Source organism: Hymenobacter profundi (assembly GCF_019334315.1).
GTDB classification, from domain to species: domain Bacteria; phylum Bacteroidota; class Bacteroidia; order Cytophagales; family Hymenobacteraceae; genus Hymenobacter; species Hymenobacter profundi.
The window spans coordinates 52140-69100 of the sequence record NZ_JAHWGL010000015.1 but is presented as its reverse complement, the minus strand read 5'-3'; the positions used below and the strand labels follow the sequence as shown (position 1 = coordinate 69100).

At 58.9% G+C, this 16961-nt stretch carries 11 protein-coding genes; 6 read left to right on the top strand and 5 right to left on the bottom strand.

Annotated elements, in window-relative coordinates; translation table 11 throughout:
• Positions 1-102: 102 nt before the first annotated feature.
• Entirely contained in the window at positions 103-1374 is a 1272-nt protein-coding gene (gene hemA / locus KYK14_RS06235; RefSeq protein WP_208308803.1) for a glutamyl-tRNA reductase, read from the bottom strand.
• A gap of 396 nt (positions 1375-1770) precedes the next feature.
• On the opposite strand from hemA, the gene KYK14_RS06230 reads away from it, so the two are divergent.
• On the top strand, positions 1771-2955 hold the full coding sequence (locus KYK14_RS06230) for an ATP-binding protein (protein ID WP_185281920.1): 1185 nt from the start codon (positions 1771-1773) through the stop codon (positions 2953-2955).
• 146 nt (positions 2956-3101) lie between these two features.
• Here the strand turns inward: KYK14_RS06230 and KYK14_RS06225 are convergent, their stop codons facing one another.
• Together KYK14_RS06225 and KYK14_RS06220 are read right to left on the bottom strand one after the other, a co-directional pair.
• Positions 3102-4229, bottom strand: coding sequence for a lipocalin family protein (locus tag KYK14_RS06225; RefSeq protein WP_219157859.1), 1128 nt, complete (start codon positions 4227-4229; stop codon positions 3102-3104).
• A gap of 51 nt (positions 4230-4280) precedes the next feature.
• Complete coding sequence (locus KYK14_RS06220; RefSeq protein WP_219157857.1) at positions 4281-4991, bottom strand: carboxypeptidase-like regulatory domain-containing protein; 711 nt, start codon at positions 4989-4991, stop codon at positions 4281-4283.
• A gap of 254 nt (positions 4992-5245) precedes the next feature.
• Here KYK14_RS06220 and KYK14_RS06215 point away from each other — a divergent pair, with 254 nt between their 5' ends.
• Genes KYK14_RS06215 through KYK14_RS06205 form a run of 3 tightly spaced genes read left to right on the top strand, consistent with a single transcriptional unit; the run spans position 5246 to position 12380 of the window.
• Positions 5246-6955, top strand: coding sequence for an amino acid permease (locus KYK14_RS06215; RefSeq protein ID WP_219157862.1), 1710 nt, complete (start codon positions 5246-5248; stop codon positions 6953-6955).
• A gap of 15 nt (positions 6956-6970) precedes the next feature.
• The gene (locus KYK14_RS06210) at positions 6971-11719 is read left to right on the top strand and encodes a DUF3320 domain-containing protein (protein ID WP_219157854.1); all 4749 of its coding nucleotides are present in this window, start codon (positions 6971-6973) and stop codon (positions 11717-11719) included.
• Between the two features lie 52 nt (positions 11720-11771).
• Positions 11772-12380: a transposase gene (locus tag KYK14_RS06205; protein ID WP_219157852.1), complete on the top strand. Its 609-nt coding sequence runs from the start codon at positions 11772-11774 to the stop codon at positions 12378-12380.
• A 140-nt stretch (positions 12381-12520) separates the two neighbouring features.
• Here the strand turns inward: KYK14_RS06205 and KYK14_RS06200 are convergent, their stop codons facing one another.
• A complete protein-coding gene (locus KYK14_RS06200) occupies positions 12521-13477 on the bottom strand; it encodes a DMT family transporter (RefSeq protein ID WP_185281924.1) in 957 nt (318 codons plus the stop codon).
• 160 nt (positions 13478-13637) lie between these two features.
• The gene (dusB, locus tag KYK14_RS06195) at positions 13638-14573 is read right to left on the bottom strand and encodes a tRNA dihydrouridine synthase DusB (protein ID WP_246601703.1); all 936 of its coding nucleotides are present in this window, start codon (positions 14571-14573) and stop codon (positions 13638-13640) included.
• A gap of 225 nt (positions 14574-14798) precedes the next feature.
• Here dusB and KYK14_RS06190 point away from each other — a divergent pair, with 225 nt between their 5' ends.
• Together KYK14_RS06190 and KYK14_RS06185 are read left to right on the top strand one after the other, a co-directional pair.
• On the top strand, positions 14799-15845 hold the full coding sequence (locus KYK14_RS06190; RefSeq protein ID WP_185281926.1) for a CPBP family intramembrane glutamic endopeptidase: 1047 nt from the start codon (positions 14799-14801) through the stop codon (positions 15843-15845).
• Positions 15846-15933: 88 nt separating this feature from the next.
• A complete protein-coding gene (locus KYK14_RS06185) occupies positions 15934-16872 on the top strand; it encodes a phosphatidate cytidylyltransferase (protein ID WP_185281927.1) in 939 nt (312 codons plus the stop codon).
• The last annotated feature ends 89 nt before the right edge of the window (positions 16873-16961 follow it).

The following is a 16961-nucleotide window of genomic DNA, read 5'->3' as shown; positions in this document are numbered from 1 at the left end:
CTCACGCGGGAACGAGCCGTTGTTCTGACTGTCGTTCTCACGTGAGAAGGCCCTTCGCTGCGCTCAGGATGACAGACACCTTTTTCAATTCACCACACCACCCTACGCCGTAGTCGGCTGGTTTTCTAGGTCGAATAGCTCCGTGAGGGCGTCTACCAGTTGGTCGGCGTTATCGCGCTTGCAGGCGGCTTTCAGTTGCAACACGTGCTGCTTCAGCACTTTGTTCATCAGAGAGCGGGTCACGTCTTCGAGGCGCTTGGCCTCCTCGGGGCTGGTCTTTTTGAGATGGCGCTCCAGTTCTTCCTGCCGTAGGGTTTCGAGGGCGCCTTTGATTTTCTGGATGATGGGCGATACCATCATTTCCTTGGCCCAGTCGCCTAGGCCAGCAATGCTCTCGGCAATAATGGCGCGCACCTGCGGCACGGCTGCCAAGCGCCGTTCCAGCGCTGCCGACGTCTTGCTGTGAATGGCATCGATGTTATACACCAGCACACCGGGTACCGTTTCTACCTCCGCCTCAATGCTGCGCGGCACCGAGAGGTCGATGAAGAACTTGTAGCTCAGCACATCTAAGTGGGCTACTAGCTCGCGGGTGAAAAACGGCGTGTCGCGGGCAATAGAAGAAATGACCACGTCGGCCTCGCGCAGACTCTGGGTCAGGTTTTCAAAATCAACAACCTTCACGCCGCACTCGGCGGCTAGCTGCTCGGCTTTGTGACGGGTACGGTTGCAGATGGTCACGTCCGAGAATTGACGGCTGTCGCCGAGGTGGCGGCACACGTCGGCGCCAATCTCGCCCAGCCCTACCACCAGCACGCGTGGGTTAGCTACATCAGCAGTCAGTTCCTCTACCAGTTCCAGAGCAGCGTAGGAGGTAGAAGCTGCACCATCGCGGAAGGCAGTTTCCTGCTGCACGCGCTTGTTGGTGAAGAAGATAGTGTGCAGCAATCGGTGCAAAAACGGACCAGCGGCATCAGCATCGGCCGAGTACTGGTAGGCCATTTTCACCTGGTTGCTGATCTGCAAGTCGCCTACCACCTGGGCATCGAGGCCCATGCTCACCTCAAACAAGTGCTGCACGGCGTCTTCGTAGGTGTCCAGAATATCGAAGTAGGGGTAGTAGGCAGCAGCATCGGGAAGCTGCTTGAGCTGCGTCAGGGCCTCGATAATAGCCGGGCTCTGGTCGCGGTCGGCGGCGTAGTAGACTTCGGTACGGTTGCAGGTGCTCAACACCAGCAGGTCCTGCAAGTGCAGGTCGTGGTGGAGCATGTGCAAGAAGCGGCGGCAAGCGGCCTCGTCCAGGGCAATAAGCTCGCGGATTTCCAGCGGCGCTTTTTTATAGGAGAGGCTGACAGCTTTGAACGGGTGGAGCATAGCAGGTACTGACGCGGAGCGTAGGGCGCAAAATTACGGCGCAATTCGATAGATTGAAAACAGCAGGCAGCCAGTAGAGGTTCGGGCGGAAGCAAGTTCTCTGAAAGAAGGGGGTATAGCCCCGCAAAACGGCCTTTTTGAAAAATATTCACCTCTACTAGAGGTACATATTTATTTTATTCTAAACAGCTTACCCGTGCCAAAACGGCTTTATTTGGGCTTTTTGAGGTGCGCACAACTCATAGCACTTCTTTTCTATGGGCTCCGGTGGATGATTTTTGTCAGGTTTTGGTTGGATAACACCGCAGGGGTAGGCCGGCGCGACCCACGGCAACCCCCGTCGAGTTCCTACCTTCGTTGTCTCACCTACCCGGAGCCAGGCTCCATCGCCTTTCCTTGATTCCGATCTACGACCAAAAATCCCGCGGCAAGCTGGTAGTACTGGCCAGCGCACTACTGATTGCAGTGGCTACCGTGCTGTATACCAACATTCTGGTGAGTCGCTTGGCTGAGCGCGAACAGCAGCAGATTGACCTCTATGCTAAGGCGTTGCGCTTCATCATCAACATGGAGGTAGAGGACGCCAACACCACGTTCGTGTTCGACGAAATCATTCAGCTCAACAAAACCATCCCGCTGTTGCTGGTGAACAACGACGGCGACGTGGTGGACTACAAGTTTGTGGACGTGCCCAAGGGGCTGAATGACGAGCAGCGCCAGGTATTCCTGAAAAAGCAGGTGCTGGAGATGAAGGAAAAGCACCCGCCCATCGTAATTGAGCTGGGAGCAGGCTTGCGCAACTATCTGTATTACAAAAATTCCGCTCTGCTCGATCGTTTGCAAACCTACCCTTTGGTACAGTTGGCGGTAGTGAGTTGTCTGGCCGTTATTGCCTACTTCTCGTTCAGCTCGTCGCGGCGGGCCGAGCAAAACCGGGTATGGGTAGGCTTAGCCAAGGAAACGGCTCACCAGCTGGGTACGCCCCTAAGCAGCCTGGTAGGCTGGCAGGCCTACCTGCGCGAGTCGGAACGTTTTAAGGACGAGCCGATTGTGGAGGAGCTCGGCAAGGATATCCGGCGGCTGGAAATTATTACGGAGCGCTTCAGCAACATCGGCTCGGTGCCGGTGCTCAAGGACGAGAACATTCTGATGGTGACGCAAAACGCCATTGCCTACCTCCAGAGCCGGGTGTCGCGCAAGGTCACGTTCACCATTACTACCTCCCTACCCACCGATATACCTGCCCAGGTAAACGTGCCACTGTTTGATTGGGTGGTAGAAAACATCTGCAAAAACGCCGTGGATGCCATGGATGGCCGGGGCAGCATCCACATTCACCTGCGCCGGCCGGTGCGCAGCAAAAACCAGATTGCCATCGATATCACGGACACGGGCAAGGGCATTCCTAAGCACAAGATGGCCTCGGTGTTCCTACCCGGCTACACCACCAAAAAGCGCGGTTGGGGCCTGGGTCTGGCGCTGGCCAAGCGCATCATCGAGAACTATCACAAAGGCAAGCTCTTCGTGAAGTGGTCGGAGGTAGGGAAAGGCACTACCTTCCGCATTGTGCTGAATGGGTAGTAGATAGTGAAGTTGTGAGTGGTGAATAATAAAAGCGTGTCATCCTAAGCGCAGCAAAGGACCTGCTCACGCACGAACTATTATTATGGTGGTCGTTCATGCGTGAGCAGGTCCTTTGCTGCGCTTAGGATGACATGTGTTTTCACTCAATCATTCTGCCGCTCCGTCACTCCGTCACTTGCGTTAGCTACTGCCTCTTTCACCTTTTGCTTTTCCTTGCGGTTGGTGATTTCGACGTAGCTGCGGCCCGTGACGGACTTGCCGTAGTGCGTGCCCGATACGCGACACATGCCTTCCCAATAATTCATCTTTACGCCGGGTAGGAGCTTGATACTCAACTCCTGATCTTGCATCACGGGCTCTACTACCAAGTCATAACCCTGGCTGGGGATGCGTACGCGCCACTTGCTGGGGTAGGTTTTGTGGGAGTGCGGGCTGGTCCATTCGGCCAGGGTTTCCAACTCAAAATCGGCCTCGTCGAGGTGGGTGTTCTGCGCGGTGGCCGAGTAGTGCGAGCCACCGCCTACCGATTCGCCAGTGGCGCGGTTGAATAATTGATAGAGCATCAAATCCTCCTTGGGTTCGTTGAGTTGAATGCTGAACCAGTCCCAGCCGGCATCTTTGGCCATCACGGAGTTGCAATTCCATTGACGGTCGTACCACAGCTCGCCTTCTACCTCGTGCAGCTGGCCATTCACCTCCATGGTACCGGTGGCCGTCAGGCGCGGGTAGCTATAGTAGCCGGCCGTGGCCTTGCCGCCGTAGTTCTCGTAGCCGGTGCCACTGTGCAGCAGCACAGGCTTAGCGGGGGTAGTGGTGAGGTTGATGGCAGTACCGGCGTGCCGGGCCATACGGGCCTGCAAGTGGTAGCGGCCCTCCTGGCCCGTGAGCTGCCACTGCTGGGCCTTCTTCTGCATAGAAAGGCCGATGGGTAGGGTAGGGGCCAGCAGCTTAGGCAGGCGGCGCACCTTATAATCGTAGCGAAACTGCTGGACCTTGGGGTCCGTCACGGCAAAGTTGACCATCTGCCAGTCCTGCTTACCATTCATGTTGAAGTGGAAAAACACGTACTCGGTACCGAACTCCTCGCCGGTTTTCTTATCGCGCAGATGGCCCGTGAAATACCACCATTCCAGAGAATTACGCTCGTGCGGGGCTTCTTCCTGGGGCAGTTGGGCGGTTTTGGTGAAAACGTCGTAGCGGTTGGTAGGCTTCACGGCGCAGCCAGACAGTGTGCCGAGTAATAGGAGGGTAGCGAGCAGCAGGTTCTTCATCCCCGCATAAAGGATTTTTCGGGGGAAAAGGTTTGGTGAAACAGAACTTTACTACCGCCGAAACGGCCGCGTCACACGCTGCCACAAGGATGGTGAATGGGTTGGAGTTGAATAGGAAGGTATCATTCCCATTATGATCGTGCGCACTACCTCAATGTCGGCTTCTAGAGCAATATTGAGCGATTTATTAGGGATAGCGCTAAACAGTCCGCTTTTGTAGCCTAGGGCTGATACCACCAATACCTCAGAGGACAGCTGGGTTCCTGGCGGTATTCGTAACTCAAAGTACCCAGTTGAGTCAGCTGTTGTAGTCAAGGAAGTTTTCTGCAATAGGATGATTGCCCCTGGAATCACATCAGCACTGCCTACATGACGAACCCGGCCCCGAAAGAATAAGGTATCAGATGTGCTAACCGTCTGCTCCCGCTGCTCCGTGGGCGCCTGCGCCCGCACGGCCGGCGCAGCCACTTCGCGTAGGCTCCACACCGCCACGGCTGCCGCCAGCCATGCCCGCCACCGCGAAACCGCAGTAGCTGCTACCGTGGGCCGCAACGGCCGCCCAAGCTGTCCGGCCCGGAACCGACCACAGGTAGGTTGCCCGGTGCGTTGGCTGAGGTAGGCCAGCAGCTCGGCATCCGTAAACTGCGTGAAATCGACGACCACAGTCTGGCAGGCGGCGCAGTGGCGGCCTTGGGCGGTGGGCGTCATCTGCTGCCAATTTTCGTGGCAAGGGGTAGGGATGGTGATAGTGGGCGTGGGCATAGGGTATAAGATGTAGTATACAGCCGGCTCTGGTTCCCAGAGTTTCAGCCCTGGCAATTATAAGATGCCGCCCGCCGCTGAATTCCACACGCGCTGTCAAAAATTCTTTTTGTCTTGAGGATCAATCTGGTCTGGGCTGTCGCGCCGCGTCCGCCGCATTTATTCAGTATCTTTTGCCCTCCAAAACCGATTCTACCGCATTGCCTACTCCGCTACCTCCAACGCGCACTGCCGGCCTGTTCCGGCGCAAAAGTATTGCCCAACTTCAGTCAAACCCGCCTGCCGATGCCCACGCTGGGGTAGGCGGCGAGCAGGAAGGCCACTTAGAGCGCCACCTCTCCGTGCGCGACCTCACGGCCCTGGGTATTGCCGCCGTTATTGGCGCTGGTATCTTTAGCACCATCGGCAACGCCTCGCACGACGGCGGCCCGGCCGTGTCGCTGCTGTTCGTGTTCACCGCCATTGCCTGCGCGTTTTCGGCGCTGTGCTACGCGCAGTTTGCGGCTACCATTCCGGTATCGGGCTCGGCCTATACCTACGCCTACGCCTCGTTTGGGGAGCTGGCCGCCTGGATTATTGGCTGGGCCTTGATCATGGAATACGCCGTGGGTAACATTGTAGTAGCCATTTCGTGGTCTGATTACTTTACGGGTTTGCTGGATGGCGTAGGACTGCATATTCCTGATTATCTGACCTTAGGAACCCAAAGTGCCTATGCCGGCTACCACGCCGTGCTAGACCTGATGCTGGCCGGCCGGCCGCTCACCGAAGCCACTGCGGCCCAGCAGGAAGCCTACCGTATCTGGAGCACCGCGCCTACCTTGTTCGGCGATTTCAAGCTGGTCTGCGACCTGCCCGCCTTCATCATCACGGTGCTCGTGACAGCGTTGGTGTACATCGGCATCAAGGAATCAAAAACGGCTTCTAACTTATTGGTATTGTTGAAGCTGGCCGTGGTAGGGGTAGTAATTGTGGTAGGCGCGTTTTATGTAAAAACCGCCAACTGGACGCCCTTCGCGCCCAACGGCATCGGCGGCGTGCTGAAAGGTGTGTCGGCTGTGTTCTTCGCCTACATTGGTTTCGATGCTATCAGCACTACTGCCGAGGAGTGCAAGAACCCCCAGCGCGACCTGCCCCGCGCCATGATCTACGCCCTAGTGATTTGCACCATTCTCTACGTGGTGATTACGCTGGTGCTCACCGGCATGGTGAGCTACACCGAGCTAGGGGTAGGCGACCCGCTCTCCTTCGTGTTCAAGCAGGTAGGCGTAGACTGGCTGGCGGGCGTGGTGGCCGTGTCGGCGGTGTTTGCCATGACCTCCGTGCTGCTGGTGTTTCAAATCGGGCAGCCGCGTATTTGGCTGACCATGAGCCGCGACGGGCTGCTGCCGCCGGTGTTTGCGCGGGTGCACCCTAAGTTTCACACGCCCTCGTTCAGCACCATCGTCACGGGTTTGTTTGTGGGCGTGCCGGCCCTGCTGCTCAACATGGATCTGGTGATTGACCTGACCAGTATCGGTACGCTGTTCGCATTTGCGCTGGTGTGCGGCGGTATCCTCATCATCGACCCGCACGGCCAATCCGATGCTCGCTTTAAGGTGCCCTACCTCAGTGGACGCTATGCCGTGGGGCTGATTTTGCTGGCCGCCGCCGTGGGCCTGTGGCAGTACAACCAAGCGGCTATCAACGAGTTTTGGGGTGCCGTAACCAGCGGCGAGTACGAGCAGTTCCGCCACCAGATTCCCATGGTTGTATTCCTGCTGTTCTGCGTGGGGCTGACGGTGGTTTCCTTCACTAAACGCCTGTCGCTGCTGCCGGTGCTAGGGCTGCTCACCAACTTGTATTTGATGACCCAGCTCGGCATCAGCAACTGGATGCTGTTCTTTGGCTGGCTGATTATCGGGTTGGCTATCTACTTCGGCTACAGCAACAAGCACAGTAAACTGAACACGCGGGTAGGGTAGCCCGGCGCCTCTATCGTGTCGTCCGCTGACTTTTCTCTGGCTAAACGGCTCCACGCCTCCCGCGAGGAGCTGCTCGACCTGAGCTTGCACAATCCGCTGCTCAACTTCCGGGTAGCCAAAGCGCGGGGCGTACAGGTGGTACGCGAGCAGTCGGTGGCAGTGTACAACGTGTTGGTACGCCAAGGCAAGGCCATGTACTTTCTGGCCGATTCTACTCCATTCCATAGGCAAGAAGATACAGCATCAAATGCGGCAACTACTGCCGCATTTGATGCTGAAAGGGAACCGCTGGTTACCATATCCACAACAGCGCTTTCCGATAACAAGCTCCAAACTGCCGAGCCGCTGGCAAAGCTGGAAGCGCGCTTGCTCAACACCTATTACACAGCCCGCACCAGCCTGGAAGAGCAGGGCGTGAATATCCTGTACCTGGCCCTGGGTAGCCTCACGTGGTACGAATCGGCTGGCAGCGAGGAGGCGCGCCGGGCGCCGCTGGTGCTGGTGCCGGTGCTGCTGGAGCGGGGCACTGTGGCCGAGCGGTTTAGGCTGCGCTATACCGGGGCGGAGGTGGAAGGCAACCTGTCGTTGCAAGCCAAGCTGAAAGCCACCTTCGGCCTGGGGCTGCCCCTACCCGAACCAGAGGGCGAAGGCGGTTTGAACGAATATTATACTGCTGTGCAGGAGGCTGTAGCGTCCCTAAGTCGCTGGCAAGTAGATTCTAATGATATTGCGCTAGGTTTCTTCTCCTTTGGGAAGCTCATGCTCTACCGCGACTTAGACCCGGCCACTTGGCCGGCCAATGCCTCCCTACTCGACCACTCGGCCATTGAGGCGCTGCTCGGTTCAGAAGGCTTCCGCGACCCGGCACCTACCCTCGGCGAAACCGCTTTTCTGGATACCGAGAGTCCGGCCGCCGAGCTGCACCAGGTGCTCGATGTCGACTCCTCGCAGCTGCTGGCGCTGCTGACCGTGCACGAGGGCCGCAACCTTGTGATTCAGGGGCCGCCCGGCACGGGCAAGTCGCAGACCATTGCCAACCTGCTGGCCGAGGCCATTGGGGCAGGTAAGAAAGTGCTGTTTGTAGCCGAAAAAATGGCCGCGCTGGAAGTTGTAAAGCGTCGCCTGGATGGCCTGGGGCTAGGCGTGGCCTGCCTGGAGCTACACAGCCACAAAGCCAATAAAAAGACGCTGCACAACGAGCTGAAAGCGACGCTGGCGCTAGGCCGACCTACTACGGACGCCCATGTGGAAGACCAAATGGCGCAGTTGCCGCGCTACCGCCAACAGCTCAGCGACTACGCCCTGACCGTGAACACGCCCATTGGCCGGAGTCGGCGCACCGCGCAGCAGGTAACCGGCGAGCTGCTGAGCCTGCAAGAGGAGCAGGGAAGTGCAGCGCTGCTCCGCCTACCCTTCACCCAACTCATTACTTGGACCGATGCCGACGCCGCCCACGCTGAGGCCCTAGCCGCCCGGCTACAGGCCACGCTGCAAAAAATCGGCGCGCCTAAACAGCTACTCTTTTGGGGTAGCGCGTTGACATTGCTACTGCCCCCCGACCAAACGGCGCTAACAGCCCACCTGCACGCCGCGCACGCGGCCGTAACGGCTCTGCAAACCGCCGCCGAAGCCCTGGCGCACCACCTGGGCCTACCCGCCCCCCCCGACCGCGCCATTGCCGAAGCGCTGCTGCCCAGTGCCCGCCACTCGCAACTTGCCCCACCACTTGCCGAGGCCGCCGTGGCCGATCCTGCCTGGGGCAAGCAGTACAGCCGCTTGGCAGCCGCATTTCAGGTCGGCGAGAAGCAGCACCAGCTACATCAGCAATATGATGCCCAGCTACTCCCCGAAGCTTGGCAGCAAGAGCTGCTAGCCGAGCGGGCAGCCCTACTCCAATACGGAGACAAGTGGTGGAAATTTCTGAACAGTGACTACCGCCACGCCCGCAAGCGGCTGCAAAGCCTATGGCAAGCGCCCCTACCCACCGAGGCCGCCGACGTAGTAGCCGCGCTGGACGCCATTCGCGAAGCTGCCCGCCACGCGCAAACACTGGCGGAAGCGGAGCCACTACTTCAAACGCTGTTTGGGTCGATGTGGCAGGGACAGCATTCCGATTGGCGTACCCTGCGCAAGGTGCAGGAGTACTTGACCTTGACGCACCAGCGTATTACGCGCAAGGAGTTGCCGCCCGCGTTGCTAGCCTACCTGACTGCCGGTTCGACGCCGGCGGAGTCGAACCAAGAAAGCCTCGGGCCGCTTACGCAGAAAGTGGAAGCGGCCCTGGTGCAGCAGCGTAGCGCCGTGCAAGCAGTGGTTGATGGCTTGCAGTTGGATGAAGTGCGCCGCTTCGGCCCCGCTGGGCGGCTGCAATTTCAGCCCTTTGACGATCAACTACGCACACTAGCCGCCTGGGCGGCCGATCTACCGGCTTTGCAGCTCACGGCGGAATGGAACAACGTAGCCGCCGCCGTGGAAGCCGAGCAACTACCTGAGCTGCTGCATGCAGCCGAAAACTGGCCTGAGGCGGGGCAGCTACTAGCAGCGGCAGTGCGCCAAACGTGGTTGGAATACCTGCAAAAAAGTGCCTACGAGCAACACCCCGCCCTACGGCAGTTCGAGCGGGCCGGGCACGAGGAGGTAGCCGCCCGCTTCCGCCAGGCCGACCGCGACTCGCTCTACCACCATCGGGTGCGGGCCGTGCGCCGGCACTACGAGCAGTTGCCCCATCAGCAAGCCGGGGGGCAGATGTTGGTGCTCAAAAACGAGTTTGCCAAAAAAGCCCGCCACCTACCCCTGCGCCAGCTAATGGAGCGGGCCGGGCAGGCTGTGCAGGCCATCAAACCGGTGTTTATGATGTCGCCGCTGTCGGTGGCTAGCTTTCTGCCACCGGGCGCGGTGGAGTTTGATATAGTGGTGTTCGATGAGGCCAGCCAGGTGAAGCCGGTGGAGGCGCTGGGCGCCATTGCCCGCGGGCGGCAGCTGGTAGTAGTCGGCGACTCGAAGCAGCTGCCGCCTACCTCGTTCTTCGACTCGCTCACCAACGCTGGTGAAGAATCCGACGAGGATAATGTGACGGCTGATATTCAGAGCATTATAGACCTGTGCAAGGCCCGCCAAATGCCCGAGCAGATGCTGCGCTGGCACTACCGCAGCCGGCATGAGTCACTGATTGCGGCCTCCAACCACTTGTTCTACGACGATAAGCTGGTGGTTTTTCCGAGCCTTAGCGACAAAGGCAAGTTGGGCTTGGTCTACCACTACTTATCCACAACGTACTACGAGCGAGGTACTACGCGCACGAATCCGCGGGAAGCCGCGGCCGTAGCCGCCGCCGTGCTGCACCACGCCCGCACCACACCCCAGCTCACGTTGGGTGTCGTCGCCTTCAGCGTGGCCCAGCGCCAGGCCATTCAGGATGCGTTGGAAGCATTGCGCCACCAGCACCCCGAAACCGAGGGGTTTTTCAGCGGACATCCGTATGAACCCTTTTTCGTGAAGAACCTGGAAAACGTGCAGGGCGACGAACGCGACGTTATCCTGATTAGCCTGGGCTACGGCCGTACCAAGGAAGGCTACCTCGCCATGAACTTTGGCCCTCTGAATGGCGAAGGGGGTGAGCGACGCCTCAATGTGCTGATTACCCGCGCCAAACAGCGCTGCGAAATCTTCACCAATCTCACGGCCGACGACCTCAACCTCAGCCGCACGCAGGCGAAAGGCATAGCGGCGCTCAAGACGTTTCTCCACTTCGCCCAGCACGGCCACCTCAACCCCAGCAAGGAAACCGGCCTTGCGCTAGAAGCACCCTTCGAGGAGGCGGTGCATCGTGCTCTCACGGCGCGAGGCTATCAAGTGCGTCCGCAGCTTGGTAGCGCAGGTTTCTACCTCGACCTAGCTGTAGTGGACCCCGACCAGCCCAACCGCTACCTACTAGGTATTGTGTGCGATGGGGCTATGTATCACGCTGCCCGCTCGGCCCGCGACCGGGACCGGCTACGCCAGCAAGTGCTAGAGGCTATGGGCTGGCGCCTGCACCGCATTTGGAGCACCGACTGGTTTCGCAACCCGCAACGAGCATTGGAGCGCGTAGTAGCTGCCATCGAGAAAGCCCGCCACCAGCCTACCCTTGATGAACCCAGCGAGCCGGAAGAGGTGCCGCTGACCAAAGAAACCACAACGCCCGTCACTATTGAGCGCGAAGAGTTGGGGCCTTCCGTTCTGGCTGTTCCGTACCAGGTGGCGCAGTTGCCTGCCGCCGTTGGGCACCGCGAGTTGCACCAGCACAGTCTGGGCCAACTGGCTAACTGGTTGGCGCAGGTGGTACGCATCGAAAGCCCGATTCACGTGGACGAGGCCACGCGGCGGCTGGCCCAGGCCAGCGGCGCCACGCAGGTAGGCGCCCGTATGCGCAAAGCGGGTAGGGCCGCTGCCACGCTGGCCGCTAACCTGCATCACCTGCGCCAGCAGGGCGACTTTCTGTGGGAAAACACCATGCAAACGCCACCTCTGCGCGACCGGAGCAACCTGCCCGCCATTTCCCGTAAGCTGTCGTTGCTTGCCCCAGAAGAGCTGGCCCATGCCATATGCACCATCATCGCGCATAGCTTCGCCCTACCCCGCGAAGCCGTGTACCTGCCTACCGTGCGCCTGCTCGGCTTCAATCGGTTATCGGATGAGATGCGCCAGCAAGTAGATGGGGCCGTGCAGCACCTGCTGACCCAAGGCGAATTGGTGGAGGTAAATGGCGTGCTGAGGAAAAACTAGCACGAACTCTGCGAGCCTCTGCGCCTACCTCTGCGAGAAATCATCCGTGCACATGAACGCCCTACCTCCCGGCGAAACGCTTTTCGTCACCTTTCGCCTGGCTGGCTCCCTGTGCCACGCCATGGGCCGCCAGCTACACGCTGATTTGCAGACGAATATGGAGTTGTCCCGCGCCGGCGGCCTCACCGACGAACAGCAGCAGCTCGCTCACCAACGCGCCCAGAAGCGCTTCTTCGCGCAGCTTGATGCCGAGCTGGACCGTGCGGAGGTAGGCCCTACCTACCTGGAAAAGGAAAAGCTAGCCGAAATAGTAGCCGGCGAGCTGCTAATGCTGGAGGAGCAAGGTTTTTGGGCGCTGGCTTTTGTGGTGCTGCCCAACCACGTGCACGCCGTGCTGCACCTACCGGCGGGCAGTGGTCTGTCGATATATAAGAGCCTGAAGCTGCTACACCAGCGTACCGCGACCCAGTGCCGCCGCCACCTGCGCCATCAGCTCCCACCCGAGGCTGATTTCTGGCAAATCGGTTCTTACGAATACCCTGTGCAGGACGCTGATGAACTGACCCGCATCCTCGCCTATGTGCAGCACCACGCCCAGCGTTTGCGCCTCCCCCCGCGCTTCCACGACTGGCCGTATGTTTATGAAATGGTGAAGTGGTGAATACGCGTGTCATCCTGAGCGGAGCGAAGGACCTTATGCCCGTTGAACGAGTCGTTGGTACGTCTGTCGTTCTTGCGTGATAAGGTCCTTCGCTCCGCTCAGGATGACAATCGTATTCACAAACTCACAACTTCACCATTTCACCTCGCCCGGTGGATAATCGCCACGCTCACCAGAATAATCACCATGCCCAGCACGTGCCACAGGTTGAACGACTCGCCATCGAGCACGCCCCAACCTAGCGCTACAACGGGTATCAGATAGGTATTCGAAGACGCGAAGAGCGCCGTGGATTGGTGGATGAGCTTGTTGAACAGCACCATCGCTACGGCCGTGCTGAGGGTAGCAAGTAGAGCGATATAGCCAAAGGCAGTCCAGGCACCTGGTGCCGTAGCTAACTTATGCAGAAAATCGGTGCCCAGTAGTAGAAATACCACGGCAGGCCCACCGATGAACAGCAGCAGCAAACCCGTAACGGCCACCGGCGGAATGCCTTGCAAATGGTGCTTGATCACGTTGACGCTCACCCCATAGCCAATGGTAGCCAGCACGATATAAAGTCCATACCACGCATTGCCCTCCCCGGCCGGAGTAGCCGCGCCACCGCTGCCACCTAGCACCATCAGCACCACCGTGCCCGCTAGGCCCAGCCCGATGCCCAGCACCCGCAGCCCCGTGAGGCGCTGCCCAAAAAACAGCGCGCCCACTACCAGCGTGAACACCGCCGTGAGGGCATTGAGCACACCCGCCAGCCCCGAAGCCAGCCGCGTTTCGGCGTAGGCAAACAGGAAAGCGGGAATGAGCGTGCCTACCACACCGCTCAGCAGCAACCACTTGAAGCGCGACTTCTCTACCTTGCCCACATGCCGCAGCGCAAAGGGTAGGAGCAGGAGCGCAGCCACCGTCACGCGCGTAGCACCCAGCTCTAGCGGCGAAAACACCGCTAAGCCCTTCTTCATCAAGATAAAGGAGGTGCCCCAAATAGCGGCCAGCACCAGCAACAGTACCCACGCCGAAAGCGGAATAGGCGGCTCCGGCGATTGGGTAGCAGGTGGGGCCGGGGCGGCTATGGTGGCGGGTGGGGTAGGGGAGGGCATATACAGGGAAAGAGTGTCATCCTGAGCGCAACGCAGTGGAGCGAAGGACCTTATAACAGTAGAATAAGCAGGCAGTAGATACTATCTGCTGCAAGTCGTTCCACGTAATAAGGTCCTTCGCTCCACTGCGTTGCGCTCAGGATGACAGAAGCGAAAAATACTACCCCACCAAAACCGGCTCGGCGGCAATGATTTCGTCCATGATGGCGCGTACTTCGTCGGGCTCGTTGGTGTCTACTAGGCGGGTGCGCCACTGCTTGGCACCTTCCAGGCCGCGGAAATACTGGGCGTAGTGGCGGCGCATTTCAAAGATGCCGGCGCGTTGGCCTTTCCATTCCAGGCTTTTCTCGAAGTGCATGCGGCACATGGCCACGCGCTCCTCCACGGTAGGCGGCGCCATCAACTCGCCGGTGGCAATGTAGTGCTTGATTTCGCGGAAAATCCAGGGGTAGCCGATGCTGGCGCGGCCAATCATCACGCCGTCCACGCCGTAGCGGTTTTTGTACTCCACAGCTTTTTGGGGCGAGTCGATGTCGCCGTTGCCGAAGATGGGAATCTTAATGCGCGGGTTATTCTTGATTTTGCCGATCAACTCCCAATCAGCCTCACCCTTATACATCTGCACGCGGGTGCGGCCGTGGATGGTGAGGGCTTCAATGCCAATGTCCTGTAGGCGCTCGGCCACGTCCTCCACGTTCTTGGTAGTGTCGTCCCAGCCCAGGCGGGTTTTCACCGTCACGGGTAGGGGTGTGTTGCGCACCACGGCCGCCGTCATTTCCACCATCTTGGGAATGTCGCGGAGCAGGGCGGCGCCGGCACCGCGGCAGGCTACCTGCTTCACGGGGCAGCCGTAGTTGATGTCGATGAGATCGGGGCCGGCGTGGGTGCTGATGCGGGCACACTCGCCCATGGTATCCACATCGGAGCCAAAGAGCTGAATGCCAATAGGCCGCTCATAATCGAACACGTCCAGCTTCTGCCGGCTCTTGGCCGCGTCGCGTATCAGACCTTCCGACGAGATAAACTCCGTATACATCAAATCGGCCCCATTGGCTTTGCACACGGCCCGGAATGGCGGGTCCGATACGTCCTCCATGGGGGCGAGCAGTAAGGGAAAGTCAGGAAGGGCAAGGTCGCGAATGTGTACCACGGCAGCTATAACAGGATTTTGCGCAAATTTACGACTATTAGGATTGTAGGGGCACCTTGCAGGCGCCTATCGTTGCGCGATGGAGGCAAAGTGGCCACCGTCGTGCACTAAAAAACGTTCAACGACGGGTGCCTGCACGGCACCCCTACGACTTCCAGACCCCCAACTGCTATGAAAGGTTTCCTACCCAACCGTTTGCCGCCCATTGCCAACCTGATTCTGCTGGTAGTCTTACTGTTTGTGGGCTTCTGCGTGGCGTGGTTTTTCATTGCCTCGGTCAGCAACCTGGCGTTTGGCATCAACTTTCAACAGATCGGCAACGTGATGCAGCAGCCAGAGCGCTACCCCCAAGGGTGGGCACTGTCGATGTTTGCGCAAGGGTTGGTGCTCTTTCTGAGCTTTGCGGGGGCAGCGCTGGCGCTAGTGAAGCTCACCGGGTATCATGTCGCCGAGTACTTTGCCCCGCGCCGCCCGGTGCCCGGCGTGTGGCTGCTGATGGCCGCACTACTGGTCATTGCCAGCCTACCCCTCATGACGACCCTCATTGCCTGGAATGCCCAGGTGCACCTGCCCGATGCGCTGCACGGCGTAGAGGTATGGGCAAAGGAGAAGGAAGATCAGGCGCAGGCCCTCACCAAAGCCCTCACCAATTTCAACTCGCCGCTGCGCTTCTGGATAGGCGTGCTGGTTATTGCCATAGTGCCGGCCATCAGCGAGGAACTGGTATTTCGAGGGGTGATACAGCGCAATTTGGTGCAGAGTTTCGCATCGCGGCACGTGGGCGTGTGGGCGGCGGCCTTCATCTTCAGTGCCATTCACTTGCAGTTCTTTGGGTTCGTGCCTCGCTTTGTGCTGGGGCTGCTTCTGGGGTATTTGTATGAGTGGAGCGGCAATATTCTGGTGCCTATGGCGGCGCACTTCACCCAAAACTTCACCCAGCTACTCCTACTCTACTGGCAGCAAAACCAGTGGGTGAGCCCCGAGCTGGATCCTGATGCTAACGAGGCCATGCCCTGGCCCTGGGTGCTGTCTTCCCTGCTCGTCACAGCAGGCCTACTGTACTGGCTACACGAGCACCTCACCACCGAAACCGGCCCTACCCAACTGCGTACGCTGGGGGGCAAGGGCGTAGCGGCTAGCGCGCCGGAAACTGCCGTTGTTCCCGCCGCCCGCACTCTGGGCCGCGATGGCGTAGACGTAGGCCGATTCCGCGACTAGTACATCTTCCGGATATTCGTTACGCGCTATTCTCGCGCATTATTCTTGCTTAGCCGACGGCTATTCTCTCCCTTACCTCTCCCTACCCTTGGCCGACGCTACCCCTTCTCCCACCAACCCCACCGGCAAAAAACCGATGTCCAACCTCACGCAACGCATCCTGTACGGTGTGTTGGGGGCCGTGGCATTGCTGTTCAGCATCTGGTACAGCGCCTGGACGTTTGCCATGTTCTTCGGGCTGGTGCAAATGCGGATGCTGTGGGAATTTTACCGCATGATGCGCAAAGCGGGCTACAAGCCGGCGGCGCTGTTGGGCGGTGGTATCAGCTTGATGCTCTTTGGTGCTATCTACTTAGTAGCTGATGCACATCATTACACCGCATCTCATGCTGATGGGAACGTAAGAGATATAATTCTGGCTATCCAGATAGGAAAAGTTGCGCAAAACGTTCTATTAGGATTAGCTATACTGCTGCCTACCATTCTGATTCTACGTGAGATGTATTCGTGGCCGCGTAAGAATGAGTTAGCCCCGTTTGCCAACGTAGGGGTAGCCCTACTGGGTTTGCTCTACGTGAGCCTACCCATGAGCCTGCTGAACGTATTGGCCTTCAGCGATAAGGGCTACGATTACCGTCGCATCTTCGGCCTGTTGCTGCTGGTGTGGTGCTCCGATATTGGCGCATACGCGGCTGGCAAGACCTTTGGCAAGCACAAACTGGCGCCCAGTATTTCGCCCGGCAAAACATGGGAGGGCGCCATTGGTGGCTTTCTGCTGACACTGGGTATGGGCTGGGCGCTGGGCTTTCTGCTACCCGAAATGCCGCTGCCTACTCGCCTGGTGGCCGCCGCCGTGGTAGCCATATTCGGGCCGCTGGGTGATTTGGCCGAGTCCATGCTCAAGCGCAGCGTGGATGTGAAGGATTCCGGCCGCATTATGCCCGGCCACGGCGGCCTACTTGACCGGTTCGATGCCTTCTTATTCGTGGTACCCGTATTAGTAGTAGTGCAGCTACTATTTGGGTAAGACCGTATTACGCAAAGTGCCGCCCGAAATGGTTTGCAGCCAGTTCGGGCGGCACTTTGCGTATCTCTTTTACAGCTTCATCATTCCGC